General features: G+C 64.7%; 16 protein-coding genes and 1 CRISPR repeat array. Of the genes, 4 read left to right on the forward strand and 12 right to left on the reverse strand.

The features are described 5' to 3' along the window. Positions 1-69: 69 nt before the first annotated feature. The 8 genes from G332_RS0104665 to G332_RS0104700 form a co-directional block, all read right to left on the reverse strand. Positions 70-1,140, reverse strand: coding sequence for a homoserine O-succinyltransferase (locus tag G332_RS0104665; protein ID WP_019625835.1), 1,071 nt, complete (start codon positions 1,138-1,140; stop codon positions 70-72). After that, positions 1,140-1,991 (reverse strand): hypothetical protein, encoded by an 852-nt coding sequence (locus G332_RS0104670; protein WP_019625836.1) that lies wholly within the window; start codon positions 1,989-1,991, stop codon positions 1,140-1,142. The genes G332_RS0104665 and G332_RS0104670 overlap by 1 nt, the downstream gene beginning before the upstream one ends. Before the next feature lie 10 nt (positions 1,992-2,001). Continuing rightward, on the reverse strand, positions 2,002-2,142 hold the full coding sequence (locus G332_RS13660; RefSeq protein WP_019625837.1) for a hypothetical protein: 141 nt from the start codon (positions 2,140-2,142) through the stop codon (positions 2,002-2,004). A gap of 24 nt (positions 2,143-2,166) precedes the next feature. Further along, entirely contained in the window at positions 2,167-2,739 is a 573-nt protein-coding gene (locus tag G332_RS0104680; RefSeq protein WP_019625838.1) for an isochorismatase family protein, read from the reverse strand. After that, complete coding sequence (locus tag G332_RS0104685) at positions 2,739-4,064, reverse strand: TolC family outer membrane protein (RefSeq protein ID WP_019625839.1); 1,326 nt, start codon at positions 4,062-4,064, stop codon at positions 2,739-2,741. Before G332_RS0104685 ends, G332_RS0104680 begins: the two co-directional genes overlap by 1 nt. Positions 4,065-4,170: 106 nt before the next feature. Beyond that, the gene (locus G332_RS0104690; protein ID WP_019625840.1) at positions 4,171-4,830 is read right to left on the reverse strand and encodes a protein-L-isoaspartate O-methyltransferase; all 660 of its coding nucleotides are present in this window, start codon (positions 4,828-4,830) and stop codon (positions 4,171-4,173) included. Positions 4,831-4,971: 141 nt separating this feature from the next. Then, positions 4,972-6,204, reverse strand: a complete 1,233-nt coding sequence (locus G332_RS0104695) for a multifunctional CCA addition/repair protein (RefSeq protein WP_019625841.1) — start codon at positions 6,202-6,204, stop codon at positions 4,972-4,974. 25 nt (positions 6,205-6,229) lie between these two features. Further along, on the reverse strand, positions 6,230-7,201 hold the full coding sequence (locus G332_RS0104700; RefSeq protein ID WP_019625842.1) for a complex I NDUFA9 subunit family protein: 972 nt from the start codon (positions 7,199-7,201) through the stop codon (positions 6,230-6,232). A 104-nt stretch (positions 7,202-7,305) separates the two neighbouring features. On the opposite strand from G332_RS0104700, the gene G332_RS0104705 reads away from it, so the two are divergent. Both G332_RS0104705 and G332_RS0104710 read left to right on the forward strand, forming a co-directional pair. Next, positions 7,306-8,679, forward strand: a complete 1,374-nt coding sequence (locus G332_RS0104705) for an NAD-dependent succinate-semialdehyde dehydrogenase (RefSeq protein ID WP_019625843.1) — start codon at positions 7,306-7,308, stop codon at positions 8,677-8,679. Between the two features lie 111 nt (positions 8,680-8,790). Further along, a complete protein-coding gene (locus G332_RS0104710) occupies positions 8,791-11,997 on the forward strand; it encodes a DEAD/DEAH box helicase (protein ID WP_019625844.1) in 3,207 nt (1,068 codons plus the stop codon). A 66-nt stretch (positions 11,998-12,063) separates the two neighbouring features. Here G332_RS0104710 and pap read toward each other — a convergent pair whose 3' ends face one another. The 3 genes from pap to G332_RS0104725 form a co-directional block, all read right to left on the reverse strand. Next, the gene (gene pap, locus G332_RS0104715) at positions 12,064-13,575 is read right to left on the reverse strand and encodes a polyphosphate:AMP phosphotransferase (RefSeq protein ID WP_019625845.1); all 1,512 of its coding nucleotides are present in this window, start codon (positions 13,573-13,575) and stop codon (positions 12,064-12,066) included. 166 nt (positions 13,576-13,741) lie between these two features. Continuing rightward, positions 13,742-15,456: a CRISPR direct-repeat array (repeat unit 36 nt; unit sequence GCTTCAATGAGGCCGGAGCTAAAGGCTCCGGGTAGC). A 204-nt stretch (positions 15,457-15,660) separates the two neighbouring features. Next, complete coding sequence (gene cas2, locus G332_RS0104720; protein ID WP_019625846.1) at positions 15,661-15,954, reverse strand: CRISPR-associated endonuclease Cas2; 294 nt, start codon at positions 15,952-15,954, stop codon at positions 15,661-15,663. A gap of 13 nt (positions 15,955-15,967) precedes the next feature. Further along, positions 15,968-17,695: a CRISPR-associated endonuclease Cas4/Cas1 gene (locus G332_RS0104725; RefSeq protein WP_019625847.1), complete on the reverse strand. Its 1,728-nt coding sequence runs from the start codon at positions 17,693-17,695 to the stop codon at positions 15,968-15,970. Between the two features lie 134 nt (positions 17,696-17,829). On the opposite strand from G332_RS0104725, the gene G332_RS12670 reads away from it, so the two are divergent. Further along, complete coding sequence (locus G332_RS12670) at positions 17,830-18,120, forward strand: CopG family transcriptional regulator (protein WP_019625848.1); 291 nt, start codon at positions 17,830-17,832, stop codon at positions 18,118-18,120. Beyond that, the gene (locus G332_RS0104735) at positions 18,111-18,482 is read left to right on the forward strand and encodes a type II toxin-antitoxin system PemK/MazF family toxin (protein ID WP_231362879.1); all 372 of its coding nucleotides are present in this window, start codon (positions 18,111-18,113) and stop codon (positions 18,480-18,482) included. The genes G332_RS12670 and G332_RS0104735 overlap by 10 nt, the downstream gene beginning before the upstream one ends. Here the strand turns inward: G332_RS0104735 and csb2 are convergent. Further along, complete coding sequence (csb2, locus tag G332_RS0104740) at positions 18,476-20,650, reverse strand: type I-U CRISPR-associated protein Csb2 (protein WP_026340606.1); 2,175 nt, start codon at positions 20,648-20,650, stop codon at positions 18,476-18,478. The genes G332_RS0104735 and csb2 overlap by 7 nt on opposite strands. Between the last annotated feature and the right edge of the window lie 8 nt (positions 20,651-20,658).

Consider the following 20,658-nt stretch of genomic DNA (forward strand, 5'->3'; position numbering starts at 1 on the left):
CCACTGGTGGACGCTCGTTGCCAATCACGCTGCGCAACGACGGCGGGGGGCGGAGCCTGCGGCGTGACGTCAGCGCCGGCCGGCGAGCGGATCGTTCGGGTCGACGCTGTCGCGGAACGGGTGGCGCCGGTCCAGGTTGGTGAGCTGATAGACGTTGCCCAGCCAGTTGTTCATGACCGCGAGCGCGGTGTCGTGCCAGGTATTGTCGAGGCGATCCAGCAGCAGCGCCTCGGGCAGGGCCGGGATCTCGGTGCAGTGTTCCAGCGCGGCCTCGACGTGTTCGCGGTGCTCGTCGAGGATCGCTGCTGCCTGCGGCAGCAGGTAGTTTTCCGGCAGCGGCGGATAGGCGTCGCGCTCGCCCTGTATGTAGCGCACCACCTCGCGCTTGTATTCCTTGAGCAGGCTGATCGAGTCGTATTCCGGGTGGCCCTGGAAGAAGACCATGCGAAAGCCGTCCGGGGATGCCCCCAGGTGGATGCCGGCGTCCTCGCTTTCGACCAGCACCCGCAGGCCGTGGCGTTCGAATTGCTGACGCGAGACATCGTTGTAGCGTGAGTGCGGCACGTCGAAACGCGTGTTCACGCCGATGACCAGCGGATGGCCGCGGTCCACCACGCGATGCGGGAATACCCCCCACAGCTTCTCGCCCATGTGCACGCGATGTTCGCCGTAGCGGGCCTGCAGCACGGCGTGGGTGGCGAGGCAGGAACACAAGGTGGAGGTCACGTTCTCCCAGGCCCAGTCGACCACCTCGGCCAGCGGTTCCCAGAATGGCTCCAGTGCCAGATCGGGCTGGGTCACGTTGGCGCCGGTAATGATCAGGGCGTCGAGGCCCTCCTTCTTCAGGTTCTCGAAGTCCTCGTAGTACTGCTGGACGTGATCGCGCCCCTTCGGCCCGCGCTTGAGCTGCGGCAGGGTGAACGGGTGGATGTAGAACTGTGCGATCTGGTTACTCTCGCCAATCAGGCGGAAGAACTGGCGCTCGGTGGCCGCCAGGGCGGCGTCCGGCATCATGTTCAGCAGCCCGATATGCAGCGCGCGGATCTCCTGCTGCTGGGCAAAGTCGTTGGGCAGTACGGTCTCGCCCTCGCTTCTCAGGCGGGCGAAGGTGGGCAGGCCGGAGTGGGCGACGAGTGGCATTAGAGTCGAGCCTTCCGTTCCAGGGCCATGCAGACCAGGTCATCGAAGTCCGCCGCGTTGCGCACACGGCCCAGTTCGGTGGTGCTGATGGTGTAGCCATGCGTCTCGGCGATTGCCTCGTAGCGCGGCAGGCGTGCACGAAACAGACGCGAGAACACCCAGCGCACAAAGGCGTTGGGATCGATCTGGGCGACATAGTCGAGCCCCTCGTCGCGCATGTATTCGGCCAGCTGCTGATCGAGGAAGGCCTCGCGGTAGTATAGCGGCTTCGGATCGCTTTCTGCGCGTTCGATCAGCTGGCGCTCGTCCTCGTCGGTCGCCTTGATGTAGAGGATCAACGTGTGCTCGGCGAGGGTCTCCAGCACGCCGGGGCTGTCCAGTTCGCAGACCGAGCCGCCGGCATCATTCACGAAATGCGGGTACCCGAACAGCGACTGTGCCTTGTGGATGAAGTCGGGCACGTCGAGCATGGCCTGCACCTCGGCCTCGTGGTGCAGGCTCTGGCGGCGCTTGAACTCGGTCAGTGGCAGGCCGCCCAGCTCCGGGTTGCCCAGCTTGCCCAGAAAGCTCGCCACCGGGTGCAGGTTGTCCACCGTGATGTTGTTGATGATCTGGATCGAATCCGAACGCAGCAGGTCGCGCAGAAACGGCACGGCCATCGCCTGCGCCTTGATGTTGTCCAGGATCGGTTCGCTCAGGTAGCGCGTGCCGATGCGGTAGTCACCCGAATAGTGAAACCACTCCTCGCGCCGCAGCATGTTGGACAGGCGCGTCTTGCCGACACCGGACATCCCCAGCAGGGTAATGCGGCGGTGGTCCTGATTGCGGTACTCGTCGGGGGTCAGGCGCATGGCGGAGGTTCTATCGACGCAGGATGAACAGGATACCGGCGATGACCGCCAGGCCGCTGATCACATAGTGGTCATACTGGAACTGCAGCCCCAGCAAGCCGCGCAGGCCGAACAGGATCAGCCACAAGCCCAGCAAAATGTTTCCAAGCATGCGCATTCGTGCGGATATCCCTGATTAGCGGATCAGCTGGCTCAGTTCGCGAAACTGCGGGTCGGCGGCGTCGCGCAGCCATTCGAACAGCACCGATTCGTGGTTGGTGATGATCGCGCCCGCCGCACGCAGGCGCTCCAGCCCGTTGTGCTTGCGCGTCGCGTCGCGCGAGCAGACGGCATCCTCGACCACGAACACGGTGATGCCGTCTTCCAGCAATTCCAGCGCGGTCTGGGTCACGCAGATGTGGGCCTCGGCACCGGTCAGGATGATCTGCTCGCCGGCGGTCAGGTGCGCCCGTAGCCCGGGTTCTGCGCAGCAGGAGAAGGCCGTCTTGTCGCTGACCCGGCCTTCTCCACCCAGTGCCTGCTGCAGGGTTTCGGTGACGTCGCCAAGGCCCCTGGGATACTGGCGCGAGATCTCGATCGGGATGCCGAGCTTGCGGGCCGCTTCGATCAGGCGTGCGGAATGGCGCTCGACCTCGCGGCGGGCGCCTTCCGGCATGGCAGCCAGAAGGCGCTCCTGGAGGTCGATCAGGACCAGGCGTGAATGGTGACGATCACAACGGGCCCGGAGGTGGTGCGCGGTGGCGGGCATCACTCCAGCAGCTGGTCGATCGCCTCGAGCTCGGATACGTCCAGGAGACCGGCGGCCCGCTGCAGACGCAGGGATTCGCCGAGGAAGCCGTAGCGAGCCTCGGCGTAGTCGCGTTCGGCGCGGAAGACCTCGCGCAGCGCCAGGAGTACGTCCACCTGGGTCCGGGTGCCGACATCAAAGCCGGCCTCGGCGGCCTCGAACGCCTCCTGGGTCGAGGCCAGGGCCTGTTCCAGGGCCCGCACACGGGAGCTGTTCGAGATCACTGACAGGTAGGCGCTGCGGGTGTCCTGAGTGGTACGGCGTTCCACCAGTGCCTGGCCTTCCTGGGCGGCCTGGAAGTCCTCGCGCGCCTGGCGGGTCAGGGCGCTGACGCGGCCACCGGTGTAAAGCGGCATCTCCACATTCAGCCCGATCTGGGCGTCGGTGCCCTCGAAGAACATCGGGCCGAAGGCATCGTTGTCCAGGCCGTGGTAACGGTTCTCGTTGATCGCGGCGTTGAGGCTGACGCGCGGCAGGCCTTCGGCGCGCTGGCGCTGGATCTGCTCACGCGCGATCTCGGTGGCCAGGCGCTGCGCGGCCAGTTCCAGGTTGTTGGACAGCGCGATGTCCACCCAGGACTGCGGGTCGGCGGGGTCCGGCGTGGTGAATTCGGCATCCGGATCGAGCGGATTGAGTTCGTCCCAGTAGCTGTTGGTGATCACCGCGAGCTGTTCCCGGCTCAGGTCCAGCTGGTTTTCGGCGCTGATACGTTCGGCCTCGGCGATGTCGCGCTGGGCCTGGGCCTCGGTGACGTCGGTACGGGCGACCAGGCCAACCTCAAAGCGGCGCTCGGTCTGTTCCCGCTGGCGCTCAATGGCCTCCAGCTCGGCTTCGCGGAAGGCCAGGGTTTCCTGTGCGATCAGGACATCGAAATAGGCCTGGGCCACGCGCAGGATCAGATCCTGGCGGGCGGCGTCCAGCTCGGCCGCGGCGCGGGCGATCTGAAGATCTGCCTGGGTCAGTTCGATGAGGTTGCGGCGGTCGTAGATGCTTTGCGACAGGTTAAGCCCGAAGCTGGTCTGGCGGCCGTCGATGCTGCCGGGCTGAGCGCGGTCGTTGCGATAGAACGCGCCGGCTTCGGCCTGTGCGGAGAGCTGCGGCAGCAGCGCGGAGCGCGCCAGTGGCCGGCTTTCCAGGACGCTGCGGTATTCCGCCTTGGCAGTGCGCAGTTCGGCGTCTTCCGCAGCCGCGCGCTCGTAGACCTCCATCAGACTGGAGGCGGCAGCTGGGGTCGAAACGACAAGTGCCAGCCCGGCGGCGGCGATAAACGACGGCAGACGGTTCATGGACACGACTCCGGAAGATGAATTAGGCAAACATGTATCGTAGCAGAGCGCGCACCGGCATGGGGCGTCCGAAACGCGTCTCATGCCGGTGCGCAAGTGACCCAGTTCAGAATTCGAACACAGGCTTCGGTTCAAAACCGACCAGCGGCTTTACACGGGTCTCGAACAGGCTCTCGCGATGGAAGCTGTCTTCGGTGGTGCGGGTGATCAGTTGCGCCTCCATGATCGGACCGTCACCGGTGATCACGAACAGGCGCCCACCCAGGGTCAGGTAGGGTTCGAGGAAATCGTCATATTCGGGCATGCCTCCGGTGACGATGATGGCGTCGTAGCGCGGGCGCGGCGGGGCCCAGTCCGGAGTGGTGACGGTGTCGGTGCGCAACTGGGCGTTCTCGATCCCGAGATCGGCCAGGCAATTGCGCGCGTTCAGGCGCAGTGTGTCAACGCGTTCGATGCTGTCCACGCGGGCGCACAGACGGGCCAGACAGGCGGTGACATAGCCGGAGCCGGTGCCGATTTCCAGCACGGTCTCCGTGGGCTGCGGGGATACCGCCTGCAGCAGGCGGCCGATCACGACCGGGGCCAGGGTGTTTTCGCCATGCCCCAGCGGGATCTCGGCATCGGCGTACGCCAGGGCCTGATAGGGTTCGGGCATGAAACGCTCGCGTGGCAGCGTCTCCATCACGTCCAGTACGCGTGTATCCAGCACGTCCCAGGGGCGGACCTGCTGTTCGACCATGTTGATCCGGGCCTTGGCGAAATCCATCGCGGTTTCCTCTGTACGCTAAAGAGCCGCGAAAGAGTACGTTCGCCGGCCGAAACAGGCAAGTAGGCGTTCAGCCCGTTGAGAGACTGGATGTCGGACAGGCCATTGCCCAGGTGGTGCACTCCTGCGCTCGCCGGGCCCCTACGTGTCGGGGTGATCCTCGAGGGCCTTGGCAATCGCCCGGGTGCGTTCGCGTTGCAGGGCCTCGCCCAGGGCCTTGCCCTTGAGGCCTTGCTGGATCAGCGCCTGTGGTTGCACCGACTGTGCGGCCGTTACCGCACGGCGCACGGCATCGGCCTGCGGGTAGGGCTTGTCCTCCCAGCCCGTGCGGCCGCGGTAGTCGGCCTCTACAGCCAGCAGGAAGGGTTCCACGTTTTCCGGACGACGCAGGACGTCCAGCCCGTCGACCAGCTTCATCACGGTCTTCGGGCGCAGTTCGAACACGCGATGAACCAGACCGTGATAGCGCGCCACGCGCACCGCCAGATCGCGGTAGCGGTTGGGGATACGCAGGCGATCGGCGAGGGCTCGGATCAGGTCCACACCGCGCTCTTCATGGCCGTGATGGCCGGGCAGGATCGCGGGATCGGTCGTGCCCTTGCCGAGGTCGTGCACCAGCGCGGCGAAGCGGACCTCGGGGGACTCGGACAGCGCAGTGGCCTGCTCCAGCACCATCAAGGTGTGGATGCCGGTATCGACCTCGGGGTGGTAGCGCGGTGGTTGCGGCACGCCGAACAGGCGTTCGATCTCGGGAAACAGGATGGCGAGTGCGCCGGCCGCACGCAGTTCCTCCAGGAAACGGCGCGGGGCGGGGCTGCGCAGCGCCTTCTCGCACTCCGCCCACACGCGCTCCGGCACCAGCGCATCCACCTCTCCGGAACGGACCAGCTCGCGCATCAGCTCCTGAGTGTCCGGCGCCACCCGGAAGCCCCAGGGGGCGAGCTGGGCCGCGAAGCGTGCCACACGCAGCAGCCGCACCGGGTCCTCCGCAAAGGCCGGGGAGACATGCCGCAGCTGGCGGGCCGCGAGGTCGGCCTGGCCGCCGTAGGGGTCGATCAGGGTGCCATCGGGGGCCTCGGCCATCGCGTTGATGGTGAGGTCGCGGCGTTCCAGATCTTCCTCCAGGGTGACCTCGGGCGCGGCATTGAACTGAAAGCCGTGGTAGCCACGCGCCGTCTTGCGCTCGGTACGCGCCAGGGCGTACTCCGCGTGAGTGTGCGGGTGCAGGAAGACGGGAAAGTCGCGCCCGACCGGGCGGAAGCCGGCGGCCTCCATGGCGGCGGGGGTGCTGCCGACCACAACGTAGTCACGTTCCGTGACCGGCCGGCCCAGCAGGCGGTCGCGCACGGCCCCGCCGACGAGATAGGTCTGCATGGTGGCTGCCGGTTCGTGTCCCGGCTCAGCCGCGGCTGGCTCCGCGGTTGAGGGTGCGCAGGCGCTGCATGCGCGCCTCGCGACCGGCGCCGCCACCACCCAGATAGGACGGGGCTATCGACTCCAGGCGGGTGGGACAGGGCAGGCGCTGCTCGCCGTCGCAGACGCTGTCGATGGTCAGCGAGGCGAAATTGTCGCGCGAGAGCGGTTTGCCCGGCACGAACTCGAGCACACTGGCCTGCAGCTTGCCGGCCCAGTCGGGCAGGCCGATCACCGGGCGCCGATGACCGGACACGCGACCGACATAACGCACCAGTTCCCCCAGCGTGTAGACCTTCGGACCGCACAGTTCAAAGCCCTGGCCAAAGCTCGCGGTATCTTCCAGGGCCTCGACGAAGTGCTCGGCAACATCGCCCACGTAGACCGGGGCAAAGCGGGCCCTGGCCCGCGCCAGTGGCATCACCGGGGTGAGGCGCAGCAGGTCCGCAAAGCGATTCAGGAAGGAGTCCTCGGGGCCGAAGATCACCGAGGGCCGAAAGACCGTAACGGCCAGGGATTGGCTGGCGAACACCGCCTGTTCGGCTGCCCCCTTGCTGCGCAGGTAATGGCTGGGGGCGTCGTCCATATCCGCCTTCAGGGCGCTCATCTGCAGGAAGCGGCGCACGCCCTGTGCCTCGGCGGCCGCCAGAGCCTTCTCGGTCAACTCGGTGTGGGCGGCGCGGAAGCCGGCGCCGCGGTGCCCGCGCTCGTTCAGGATGCCGATCAGATTGATGACGGCATCCTGGCCGGCAAATACGCGTTCCAGGGTGGCCGGGTCATGGGCGCTGCCCTCGACCAGATCCACCTCGGGGTTGACCAGCAGGTCACGGTGGCGATGGGGGCGGCGCGAGAGCACCCGCACCTTGAGGCCGCGCTCTACCAGCCGACGGATGATGTGGTGGCCGACAAAGCCCGTGCCGCCGAGCACGCAGACATTGCGAATCGAGTTGATCGACATGATGGCAAGGTCCTTCCAAAAGCGAATGCGGGAGGTCTTATACTCGGGTGATCTGCATTGTTCAAACAAGGCCTTTTTACAAGCGCCTGGCCGAGGCAACGAGTATGAGCGAACTGAATGCGATCAATCCCGCCACCGGCGAGACCCTGGCACGCTATCCGCGCATGACGGCGGATCAGCTGCAGGTGGCACTGGACCGAGCCGCCGCCACGGCGCCGGACTGGGCCGCCGGACCGGTGGCCGAACGCGCCGCGCGGCTGCGGGATCTCGCCGGTGTGCTGCGGGCCCAGCGCGAGGATCTCGCACGTACGGCCACGCAGGAGATGGGCAAGCGTCTGGCGGAGGCGCGTGCCGAGATCGACAAATGTGCGGCCGCCTGCGAGTACTACGCCGAGCATGGCCCGGATTATCTGCAGGACACCATGATCGCTTCGGATGCCAGCCGGTCCCTTATCGCCTGGCAGCCCCTGGGAACGGTGCTGCTGGTGATGCCGTGGAACTTCCCCTACTGGCAGGTCTTCCGCCAGGCGGTGCCGGCGACCCTGGCCGGCAACACCGTCTTGCTCAAGCATGCCTCCAATGTCCCCGGCTGCGCCGAGCACCTCGAGCGCGTGTTTGCCGAAGCGGGATTTCCCGCGGGCGTGTTCCAGAACCTTGCGGTGGGCTCGGAGGCGGTGGCCGACATCATCGCCGATGCCCGCATCCGCGGTGTGAGCCTGACCGGGTCCGAGGGGGCCGGGCGTGTGGTGGGTGCGGCCGCGGGCAAGGCGCTCAAGAGCTCGGTGCTGGAACTCGGCGGTTCGGATGCCTTTGTCGTGCTGGCGGATGCCGATCTGGATGACACCGTGGAACAGGCCGTGCGGGCGCGCTTCCAGAACAATGGCGAGACCTGCATCGCCGCCAAGCGCTTCATCGTCGAGGCGGCGGTGGCCGATGCCTTCATCGAGCGCTTCCGCGCGGCCATCGAGGCGCTGGTGATCGGCGACCCGATAGACGAGGCGACGAATATCGGTCCGCTGGCGCGCGCCGACCTGCGCGACGAACTGCACGATCAGGTCACCCGCAGCGTGGCCGCGGGCGCGCGCCTGGTCACCGGCGGCGAGCCCCGCGCCGGGGCGGGCTACTTCTATCCGCCCACGCTGCTGGATGCGGTTGAACCGGGGATGCCCGCCTTCGACGAGGAGACCTTCGGCCCGGTCGCGGCGGTCACCCGGGCGCGAGATGCCGATCATGCCATCGAACTCGCCAATCGCTCCCGCTTTGGTCTCGGCGGCAGCGTCTGGACCGCGGACCCGGCCCGGGGCGAGGCCCTGGCGCGGCGTCTGGAGTGTGGCTGCGCCTTCGTTAACGGCATCGTCAAGAGCGACCCGCGCCTGCCCTTCGGCGGCGTGAAGGACTCCGGCTACGGCCGCGAACTCTCCGAACTCGGCATCCGTGAATTCCAGAACGCCAAGACCATCTGGGTGGGCCAGGCGTGAACGCGCTCACCTGAGCGGATGCACCCGGGACGTTTTTGCTACCTTGCCCGGGCTCCTGGGTCATGGACTCAGGCTGCCGGTCTCGTCGCCATTCACGCATGAGTGAGAGTCATGGAGTTCACCCCGGGTCTGCTGCTCGATCGCTTTGATCCGCTGTTCCTGGAACGCGGGCTGGATTATTTCCATCAGGGGCGGGTGGAGGATGTCCAGAGGTTGGAGCAAGACGGCGGTTTCGTGCTCCTGGCATCGGTGCAGGGCAGCGGCCGCCGCCTGTACACCCAGGAGGTCCATGTCCGTCGGTACGGTTCGCGCGTGGAAATCGACGGGTACTGTTCCTGCCCGGTGGCATACCAGTGCAAACACGTGGCGGCGGTATGTCTGGCGTGGAGCGCAATGGCCGCTGAAGACCCGGCGCCTGACACACGCTTCGAGGCCTGGCTTGAGCGGGTTACGGATGCGGCGACGCCCGGTGCCGAGCGGGGCGGCACGGACAATCACCTGTTGTATCAACTGGCCCCTGCTCCCGGCCGCCCGCAAATGCTGGCCGTGCATTTCCGGGTCTCGCGGCGCAAGCGGGATGGCGACTGGGGCGCCGGGCGTGCGGTCAGTTTCAGCACGTTGGGCGATCCCTGGCGGCGGACGGACTACCTGAGTCCGGAAGACGTCGAAATCCTGTCCCTGCTGCGTGCCTCGGGCGGCGAGCCGTTTTTCCATGATGGCGCGCCTGTCCTGGAAGGGATCGCCGGCGGACTGGCCTTGCAGCTGATGCTGGAGACCGACCGCATATTCTGGGGCACGCCCCTTACGCAGCCCCTTCAGGTCGGAGCCGAACGCGCGGCCGCACTGGCCTGGACGAATGACGGCGAGAGCTATCGCCTGAGCTTCGCCGATCCAGAGCTGGAGGTTTACCCGCGCACCGATCCCCCGTTATATGTGGATACCCGGCGCCTCGAAGCGGGCCCGTTGCGTCTGCCCGAGGGGGTGGATGCACGCCTGCTCGCCGCGTTGCCGCAGGCCCCCTCGGTACCGGCGAGCGAGGCCGCGCGCATCAGTCGCACCCTGGCGCTACGCATGCCTGACCTGCCAACGCCCGAGCCGGTGGAGGTCGAGACCCTTGTAGCCGAGCCGGTGCCCTGTCTTCATCTGCTGTTCGATCGCAGCGAGCCGTTCGGAGCCCATTTGGCGTTGGGGTTTCGCTATGGCGAGGCCGTGCTGGAACCCGGCGAGACCCGGCCGGCCCCGCTGCGCGAGGCGGGCGAACGGCTGGTCCGCGTGCAGCGCGATCCCGAGACAGAGCAGTCGGCACGCGATGTCCTGCTTGGCATGGGGACGCGCCCCCTGTCCGAATCGCCGCATCGGTTCCAGCTGGATGTCGATCCAGCCGACGCCGCTGCCATCCTGTATCACTGGCTGCGGTTTGTGGAAACCGCCATCCCCGATCTGGAGGCGGGCGGCTGGGAGATCTACCCGGACGCCACCAATGCCCCGATCTTGAGCCGCGCGGAAGGGGTCGATGCCGAGGTCGAGTCTTCGGAACGCGACTGGTTTGATCTGCGTTTTGACCTGGAGGTCGAAGGCAGGCGCATCCCATTGCTGCCCCTGGTCGCGCAACTGATCGGCCGGGTGGACGTGGACGACCTGCCGGAGACGCTTTACCTGGATGCCGGGGACGGCCATTTCATCGCCGTGGCCGGCGAAATGCTGCGCCCGGTATTGAAGACCCTGCTCGACCTGTTCGACCGCGAGCCGGCCGCCGAGACCCTGCGCCTGTCGCGCCTGGATGCCCCGCGCCTGCTGGACTTCGACGCCGCGCGTCTGCGCGGAGCCGGGCGTCTGAAAAAGCTGGCCCGCCGCATGCGCGATTTCGAAGGGGTCCGGCCGGTCCCGCCGCCGAGTACCTTCAAGGGGGCCTTGCGGCCGTATCAGCAACAGGGGCTGGACTGGCTGCAGTTCCTGCGCGAATACGAGCTGGCCGGCATCCTCGCCGACGACATGGGGCTGGGCAAGACGGTTCAGACCCTGGCGCATCTGGCGGTGGAAAAGCGCGCCGGGCGCATGCGCCACCCCAGCCTGATCATCGCGCCCACCAGCCTGCTGGGGAACTGGCGTCGCGAGGCCGCACAGTTCACCCCGAAACTCCGGGTGCTGATATTGCAGGGGCCGGACCGGCGTGCCTGGTTCGACTCGATCGAGGATCACGACCTGGTGCTGACCACCTACCCATTGCTTACCCGCGACGACGAGGTGCTGCTGAACCACTGCTGGCACTACCTGATCCTCGACGAGGCCCAGCAGATCAAGAACCCGCGGGCCCGCTCCGCCCAAGTGGTGCGCACGCTGGAGGTCAACCACCGGCTGTGCCTGACCGGCACCCCGATGGAGAACCACCTGGGCGAGCTGTGGGCCCAGTTCGACTTCCTGCTGCCGGGCTTTCTCGGTGACCAGAAGACCTTCAACCAGCACTACCGCAAGCCGATCGAGCAGGGCGGTGAACGCGGCCCGCTGGAACGCCTGCGTCAGCGCACTGCGCCCTTCATTCTGCGCCGCACCAAGGACCGCGTGGCGCGCGAACTCCCGCCCAAGACGGAGCTGCTGCGCACCACCGCACTGGACACCCGGCAGGGTGCGCTGTACGAGAGCATCCGCCTGAGCATGGAAAAGAAGGTCCGCGAGGCGGTCGAACGCCAGGGACTGGCGCGCAGCCATATCACCATCCTGGATGCCCTGCTCAAGCTCCGGCAGGTCTGTTGTGACCCGCGCCTGGTCCGCACCTCGGAGTTCGATACCCACAACATCCGTTCCGCCAAGCTCGAAATGCTCATGGAGCTGGTCCCCGAGCTGCTGGAAGAGGGACGGCGCATCCTGCTGTTCTCGCAGTTCACCTCGATGCTGACCCTGATCGGCGAGCAACTCGACAAACGAGGGATTGCCTATACCAAGCTCACCGGCCAGACACGCAAGCGCGAAGCCGCTATCGAGCGCTTCCGCCGGGGCGAGGTCGATCTGTTCCTGATCAGCCTCAAGGCCGGTGGTGTCGGCCTTAACCTGACCGAAGCCGACACCGTCATCCACTACGACCCATGGTGGAACCCGGCAGTGGAGAGCCAGGCGACGGACCGCGCCCACCGCATCAATCAGCACAAGCCGGTGTTCGTCTACAAGCTGGTTACCGAAGGTACGGTGGAAGAAAAGATCCTCGCGCTACAGGCGCAGAAACAGCAGCTCGCTGACCAGGTCCATGGCCGGAACGACTCCGCCGCTGCCGACGAACTCCCCATCGACGCGGAAACCCTCCAGCGCCTGCTGACATCGGACTAGGAACCTGTCGGATTGGGGCGGGCGTCGCTCCGCAGGCAATCCGCCCCAAATCTGACCGGCTCCTGGTCAGCGCTGCCCTTTGGGGTCGTCGTCACCCAGCGCCTGTGCCAGTGTTTCGCTGACGATGCGCATGACCTCGATGCGGGCGTAACGTTTGTCGTTCGCCGGGATGATGTGCCAGGGCGCGTACTCGGTGCCGGTTCGGATGATCATCTCGTTGACCGCCGCCTTGTAGTCGTCCCACCGCTCGCGGTTGCGCCAGTCCTCGTCCGTAATCTTGTGTTTCTTGTACGGGGTCTCCTTGCGTGCCTCGAACCGTCGTAACTGCTCGTCGCGGTCGATGCTCAGCCAGAACTTCAGTACGGTCACACCGTGTTCCGCGAGCTGCGCCTCGAAATTGTTGATCTCGTGATAGGCGCGCCGCCATTCCGCCTCCGTGGCAAAGCCCTCGACCCGCTCGACCAGCACCCGTCCGTACCAGGAGCGGTCAAAAATGGTCCAGTAACCGTCACGCGGCATCTGACGCCAGAACCGCCACAGATAGTGATGCGACGCCTCTTCGTCATTTGGCGCCGCAACCGGGACGACCCGGTAGAGACGGGCATCCAGCGCCTCGGTCAGCCGCCGGATGGCACCCCCCTTGCCACCCGCATCCGAACCCTCGAACACCACAACCACGGCATGGCGCGCCTCGAAACCCCGCCAGCCCAACCGGTTGATGCGGGGGTCCAGCGCCTTGCGGGCCTGCTTGTACTCCGCCCGGTCGAGCTGCAGGCTCAGGTCCAGTTGGTCGAGGATGGTCACCTGCGCCGATGCGCTGTCGGGCAGGGCCGGGGCATGCGAGGTGCGGACCGTTTCTCGCGGTTCGGCCGAGCTCAGACGGGTCTCGATCGCGCGCAGCAGCGTCTTGCCCGCCGTCAGGTCGCGAAAACGCTGGTCGGTCGCCTCGATCAAATACCAGGGCGCATGGCCCGTGTCCGTCTCGCGGATGACTCGGGTCGCGATCGAAAGGAAAGAGCCGTAATGTTCCGCGGCCTGCGCCGTTTCCGGGGCCATGTGCCAGTGACTCTGCGGGTCCTTGCGGCGTTTCTCGACCCGGCGCGCCTGCTCGTCCCGGGGCAGATGCAGCCAGAACTTCACCAGCAGCGCTCCGCCGTCGATCAGCATCTGCTCCACCGCACGGATGCGTTCAAGCTCTGCACCGACGCCTTCGGCATCGACACCCTGCTGCAGAAACTCCTGGATCAGCCGGCTGTACCAGGCACCGAACATCACGCTGACGTTCCCCGCCGCGGGCATCTTGCGCCAGTACCGCCACCAGCGTGGGCGCTGCAGCTCTTCATCGGTCTCGTCCCAGAACACGTGGGTCTGCACCCCGCGCGAATCCAGCCACTCGAGCAACCGATTGACCATCGCACCCTTGCCGGCCCCGGCCACCCCGCAGACCAGCAGGATCACTGGCAGCCCCCGCTGACGGGCCAGCCGCTGAGCATGCAGCAACGCAAGCCGCAGATCGGGCTCGGCCTGCTTGAAGTCGGCCTTGCTGACCGAACGCCCCAACTCTGCAGCCTCGAACATCCGCAACCCCTCCACGCGTTCACGACAGGAACCCCCGAACAGCAAGCCAAACGCTAACACAGGGGGGCGCGCTGCCGCGGTCTTGCCTGTCCCCAACGCGACAGAGATTGGCGAGGCGGGTAGTACCAGGAGATATCCTGGTCCCGCCATGTGCCGAGCGTCGCGGATTTCAATGAGGCCGGAGCTAAAGGCTCCGGGTAGCACCTACCTGAACAACGGGCAGCGCGCCGTTGTTTCGCTGCTTCAATGAGGCCGGAGCTAAAGGCTCCGGGTAGCATCTCGCCATCATCAGTGACGGTCCAACCATACGCAGCTTCAATGAGGCCGGAGCTAAAGGCTCCGGGTAGCCGCCCCAGCGCGGGTAGACGGACCCCCACGTGTTCATCGGGCTTCAATGAGGCCGGAGCTAAAGGCTCCGGGTAGCACGAGTACAGCCGTCAGGCGGCTCGGTCCATGCAGCAGCTTCAATGAGGCCGGAGCTAAAGGCTCCGGGTAGCCAGTCGTGGTGGACCTACGAGGAAAACCCCGAGCCTGCTTCAATGAGGCCGGAGCTAAAGGCTCCGGGTAGCCCGGGTCCACCGGAAAGTAGCTGGACAGGGTGGGCTGCTTCAATGAGGCCGGAGCTAAAGGCTCCGGGTAGCGCGGTGTACAACCCCTCTCCGAATTTGGATATCAACTGGCTTCAATGAGGCCGGAGCTAAAGGCTCCGGGTAGCGCCCCGGGATGGTCTTCGACGACCTCGAGCCGGGCGCTTCAATGAGGCCGGAGCTAAAGGCTCCGGGTAGCCAGGTTTAGGTAAGTCCTTGAAATCCCACGAATCCCGGCTTCAATGAGGCCGGAGCTAAAGGCTCCGGGTAGCAAGGCACGCCTGGAAGAGGTGATGCCCTTGATTGGCGCGGCTTCAATGAGGCCGGAGCTAAAGGCTCCGGGTAGCGGCCGGAAAAGCTGGGGGCCAGCGTGTGGGGTGCTGCTTCAATGAGGCCGGAGCTAAAGGCTCCGGGTAGCGCAATCACCCGAGTTGCCACCGGCGTCTGCAATACGCTTCAATGAGGCCGGAGCTAAAGGCTCCGGGTAGCGAAGCGGGTATCGATACGAGTGGGGTGGTGTCCTACCTGGCTTCAATGAGGCCGGAGCTAAAGGCTCCGGGTAGCTAGCCCGTTGTGCTCGTGTTTCCTTTCTCAATCACGAGCTTCAATGAGGCCGGAGCTAAAGGCTCCGGGTAGCGGCCACACGACGTCCCGGCCACGCAGCCGCTCGCTGTGCTTCAATGAGGCCGGAGCTAAAGGCTCCGGGTAGCTTCGGGCTGGCGGATTAGAAAGAATGGCGCGGCGGAATTGCTTCAATGAGGCCGGAGCTAAAGGCTCCGGGTAGCTCTTCAGATGCGTCTCGCCCCGCCGCCGAATCACCCGCTTCAATGAGGCCGGAGCTAAAGGCTCCGGGTAGCACGTCGAAGCCATATCGAATAGAAGATATACAGTCTACGCTTCAATGAGGCCGGAGCTAAAGGCTCCGGGTAGCGTCCGCGAGGATGCCGACGTGGCACGGGGCCTTGCCGGGGCTTCAATGAGGCCGGAGCTAAAGGCTCCGGGTAGCGAGAGATATCAAGAACAAGTTTCTTCTTTGAAAGAAGCTTCAATGAGGCCGGAGCTAAAGGCTCCGGGTAGCAACCACTATATGACAATCAGATCGAAATTCTGACTGCTTCAATGAGGCCGGAGCTAAAGGCTCCGGGTAGCCCTGGTGGCTCAGGAAGCCGCGTGGACTCTCGATCTGGCTTCAATGAGGCCGGAGCTAAAGGCTCCGGGTAGCAAGCTAATTTCGGGGCGCGGCTTGTGCAATAAAATGGCTTCAATGAGGCCGGAGCTAAAGGCTCCGGGTAGCAGACCCAGATTCGAGGCGCTTGGCACTTGCATTGTAGAGGTGCTTTGCGAGTGGTGTCGCGGTCGGGTGTGGTGCGTTCCAGGGCGTGGTTGGAACGCGGCTATCAGGTGCGCAAAAAAGTCCGAATTGACAAGGAGTTGAGCAACCGCGAGTGCTGCCCGGGGATTTTTGCATCATTGGACCGCTCGCGTCATTCCGGCAGTTCTACACAATGATTGACTCTCGCTGAACCGCTTTGAAGGTCTTGCCCAGGCTGGTTACCCGGGGGTCTACGGCGTCGGCTGGGCCAAGGTCCATCAGGAGGACGTGGTCCTCGCGGTGGTGGATGATCTGATCAAGCGTGGCGGTTAGGTCTGCATGGCGCCGGCTGTTCATTCTGCACTGAAAAACGGAGAGTTGCAGCCACTCTCCGTAGCCTTTCATGACCTTGAAGACGGCCCGCCATCGCTTGGGGTCGCTGATGTCGTAGGTGACTAGATAGAGGTGTTCGTTCTTCATGCGTCCTCCAGTCTCAGCGGGTGGTGAAGCCAGGCAGTTGGTCGAGTTCGCCCTGTAGATGGCGCCCGAGTAGTCGGCTTTGCAGCTCCAGGATGCGACGGTAGCTGACGCGGTATCCGAAAATAGGGTGGGTGATCTCCTGGTTGAGACGTCGCTCGATGGTGCCGAGGAAGCGCTTGCGTCCGTCAGGGGTGAGGTTGCAGGCGTCTGCGGCGGTGATGAAGTCGGTCGGGCGGACCTCGCCATTGTTAATGGCGGAAAGAACGGCGGATTCGGCAATCAAGGGCCGAAAAGGCTCCATCATGTCGAGGGCCAGAGCGGGTCGGCCATAGCGGGGCTGGTGGTAGAAGCCGCGATAGGGATCGAAGCCAACGGCCGACAAAGCCACGGTGAAACTGCGGCTGAGCACGCTGTAGGCGTAGGACAGGAGGGCATTTACCGGGTCAGGGGGAGGCCTTCGGCGTCGCCGGGCGAAGTCGAAGGTGAAGCTCTTCTTGTCGGGGTCGGATTTGATGAGCTGGCCAAAGACCCGAAAATAGCGTGCGGCAGCCGCGCCCTCGATGCCGAGCAATTCCTGCAAGGAGCTGGCCTTGCGTACACTGCGGGCATCTTGGCGCAGTTGGGCGAGAAGTTCGAGAGGTTCTGTGTCGCCGCGCCAGTTCCTGCGTAGGAGGGTGCGGCTGTTCATGATCTTGCTCTCGACCAAGCTTTTGGCAATCTGCAGGCAGCGCCAGTTTTCGAAACTGGCTGCGTACTGCGCGGTGCGCAGTTCCACGTTTTTGTGCCCTACACCCTGGCTGTGGCCGATAAACCATCCCCCGTAGGAATGCCAGGAGATGGGAATCTCGCGGCGCATGAGTTCGGTCAGTGTGGGTGAGGTCACATAGACGTTGCCCATGAGCACCAGTTGTGAGATGTCCATGATGCGGGCCTTTTGTACTACCTCGTCTTTCACCGAGATCACGAGTTCTTCGCCCTTGCGGGTGACTTTTGCGCTATGCGATTGCACGTACAGGGGGAGTGCTTCGTCCTGTTGTACGGAGAGTGGACGGGGCGGGTTCTCGCCGCGTCGGAGGAAGTTGACTTCATCGGGCAGGCAAATGCCTACAAGGGAGCAGCGCGGACATTGGGGGCTGTCTTCGAGCGGCGGCGGGATCTGACCGGCGTCGGCCATGGAACGCAGGCCGGTGATGGCCCGGACTGTGGCTTCGCGCAGTTCGTCATCAAACTCGACATGCACGCGTTCGCGCGAACCGGCGAAGTAAAGCACCCCGCTGCTGCACCGGTATCCGTGGTCTTCGAGCAGCATGCCTTGCACGCAAAGCTGAATACGTTCCGGTTCGTATGCACCTTTGGCCACGTGGGGGCGTTTGCCGCGCTTGTAGTCCACGGGGGTGACGCCACCCTCACCGTCTTCTTCCAGCAGGTCGAGCTTGCCGATCAGACCCAGCCGGTTGGATGACAGCTCGACGGAGCGTGCGTGGAAAGGTTCGATCTCTTCATCGGGCGCAGGGGCCTTGCCCGATTGCCGGTCGACCCTGCGGTGAACGCGCCGACCGTCCACCGTGTCTCCGCTGTCCGCCCACTCGCCCTGCACCCACTCCAGGTAAGCCAGGCGCGGGCAATAGGCAAACTCGTTGATCATGCGCGCGGGCAGCAACGGCTGGTCGCCGGTCAACTCGGGAAACGGCAGCGGCAGCTCCGGCTGACGTTCCGGTCGCGGTTCTCCGGATTCGCTCATTGCCTCATCCCCTGAACACCCTCCCGTTTTCCATTTAGCAGGAAGCGCCCAGGTTTGCAGGCGATGGCACTGTTGGAGTCTCATGCCACCACACGTGTACTACAATACGTAATACACAGATGAGGGTGTGGTCGATGAGTATGCTGAACGTCCGCCTCCCGGATGATCTCGAGCGCCGCCTTGCGGAGGAAGCCGCACGGGCCGATATGCCCCGCTCCGAGCTGGTGCGCGCCGCCATCGACGAAATGCTGGAACGCAGGGCCACCGAGCGACGTGAACGCCAGCTTGAAGGAGCGGCACGGGTGATCGCGGAGGATCCAGAGCTCTACCAGGAGGCCCGCGACATGGCAGAGCAATTCCTGCCACTGGAAAGCGAGGCACCAGATCCAGACGGCGAAGCGGATGGCGGACCTTGGTGGCGATAAAGGAGGTTCCGGTACGGCGAGGCGAGGTATGGGTAGCGCGCCTGAACCCCAACCACGGACGGGAGATCGGCAAGACGCGGCCGGTACTCGTCCTTCAGGCCAACGCCCTGATTCGTGGCGGGCTCCCGACCATCCTGGTGGCCCCGTTCAGCACGCAGTTCCGCAAGGGGCTGGAGCCCCTCCGGGTGCCGATTTCGGCGCGCGATCGCCTGCTGATCGACTCCTGGGTCTGCGTGGAACAGCTCCGGGCACTTGATGCATCGCGCTTCGGCGAAGGCCCTCTGGCCAGCCTTTCCAGGACGGAACTACAAGCTGTCGAGGGCGCCCTGCTGGATGTTCTGGGGATTGCTCTGTATCAGTGAGCTGGCTTGAAGAGCCCATTGCCCCCATGACTGCCACGCCCCAACAGTAACGGACCAGCAATTGCCTGAGCGAACTCGAGCTGAAGCCAGGCCTTCGGTTGCCCTCCGTTTGGTCCATGGTGATAGTCCCGGACTCGTATCGCAGGAATGGGAAGTCCGCGACGTTGGCACTCCATCTGAACGTCCCGCTCGATCGCCGCCCTCTCTTTTCCGGGTTTGAGATGGCGCGTGCTCCAGTAAGGTGTCACCGTCTCCCATTTCCGGGCCGCCCGGAGTAGATGGTCTTCCGGATCCAAAGTCGATTCCCTCTCCAGGTGAAGTCTGCCGAGATGTCGCATATTGATCCATTCTAGGGAGCTGACGACGCGGTCGAAGAACACCAAGTCCGAGTACCGGATGGGTGTCGATCGATCGCACGCCCACGGTGCGAAGACGTATATCCGGTCGACAAGCCCGTCTCCGTCGGTATCATCCGCAGCCAGAAAGATATGGTTATGCCGCCCCCCGGCTGAAGCCGGCCTTCCATCCTGTTCGTGGCCCGAGAACAGTCGAGGAATGGATCGACCCCGTTGACCCTCATCGCGCGCACGCGCCATCAAGGCGCGGCGAACCGAAGATAGCAAGCTTCTATGATTACCGACGGAAACCTGGGCCTTCGGGGGAAGCTTGAAGGCGAAAGTATCACGGGATCGCCGCCGGTCTGGCGCGAAAAGCCCCAACCCCATGAAACGACCATCACCGATAAGCAAAGGACCCGTGCACGGCTCTGCAAAAGTGATCTCAACATGGTAACGGCGCCGCGGTTCAAATCGTTCAGGCGCTTCATAGCCATTGACGCACATTCCCTTCTTGTCGAAAGGCTCGCGTTGAACATGAATGGTCTCTACGGGTGTCCTCACTCCTGCGTGACGCAATGAGTTCAGAACAGTTCCAGCCACCCGGCTTTCATGATCCGCGCGTTCCGCGGCCGAGACACGACCTTTCGGCCGCTTCAGTGGGAGCACCATGGGGGTGACCGTTCGCCAAGTCCGAAATCCGCCTCCGTTTTCGCCCACTCCATAGTGGTCCAGCATCCCGGTCTCGCTAGCCCGCACTAACTGGGGCTGGTTCTCGTCGACGATCTCCCCCTCTTCAGTAACACCCAGATGAATGGCACCTGCCGCCCATTCGACCTCCCGAGCGGGGATGGGACAGTTGGGCGGGATCGTGAGCATGACTCGGCGCAGGGCGTGATCGGCAAACTCCGAGCCTATCGATGGCAACGGTGTAATCATCACCCGCTTGGCCTTGTCTTCAGCCGTTGCGCCTCGACCTATGATGATCCGCCCGACCAACTCCTTGCCGAAGGCATGGCCAAGGAGGTGAGCCAGCCGATCGCGAACCTGCCCGGTCAACCAAGTTGCGCGACGCTGCGGTATCGGATGAAAGCCTGAACCCTTCTCGGAACTCGAAATCAGGTCGAACAACAATCTGACCGGCTTGGCGTTGTAGGTCACCGTTCGGAAACGGGGCGGAGGGGCCTGGGTCAAGTGTCCGCCGATAAGGCGCTCCCTCTGCGCGGCAAACCGCTTTTGCAGTGACTCGAAGCTCCCGGGTGCCGGAGCCCTCAGGGAAACACCCCTTTCCCTGTTCTCTCCACAAGGGCGATAGAGGATCAGGCCGTTCTCCATCAACTGTGTCTCGGCATCCTCAGGAGTCGTCAGCTCAGTCTCGGCATATGCCATATCGATACCACGCCCCAACTGGTAGAGACGCTCGGCAACGGCGGCGATCTCCTGGCCCCGCTCTCTTTCTCCCAACGGGAGGTTCCAGAGATAACTAACCGGGGCCTCGGCCTCGAAAAATCGGGGCTGCACGTGTTTCTGCGCCCCTCGTATCTCGGGTACCTTGCGTGGGTCGCCGCCCTTCGTATCGAGGTCATTGTTCGGCATGAACATGTCCACAGCTCCGCCCCGCCGGGACGGAGGGACAGCGATCCAAGGCGGCGGAAGCTCGGCCAGCCAATCGAACAGAGAAGCCAGCTCGTCGGCACGACCATCAGGCTCGCCGACAAGTGCGCCCGCGACCAGCGCCTGGTAGAGCCGAAACGGAGAGGGCGGCCACTCGGGCAGACCATGATAGCGCTGCCCTGGCAACCGGACTTTCAGCAACAATGCGGATTCGGCCATCATCCGAC

The sequence above is a fragment of the Thioalkalivibrio sp. ALJT genome, from assembly GCF_000381825.1.
Lineage (GTDB): Bacteria > Pseudomonadota > Gammaproteobacteria > Ectothiorhodospirales > Ectothiorhodospiraceae > Thioalkalivibrio.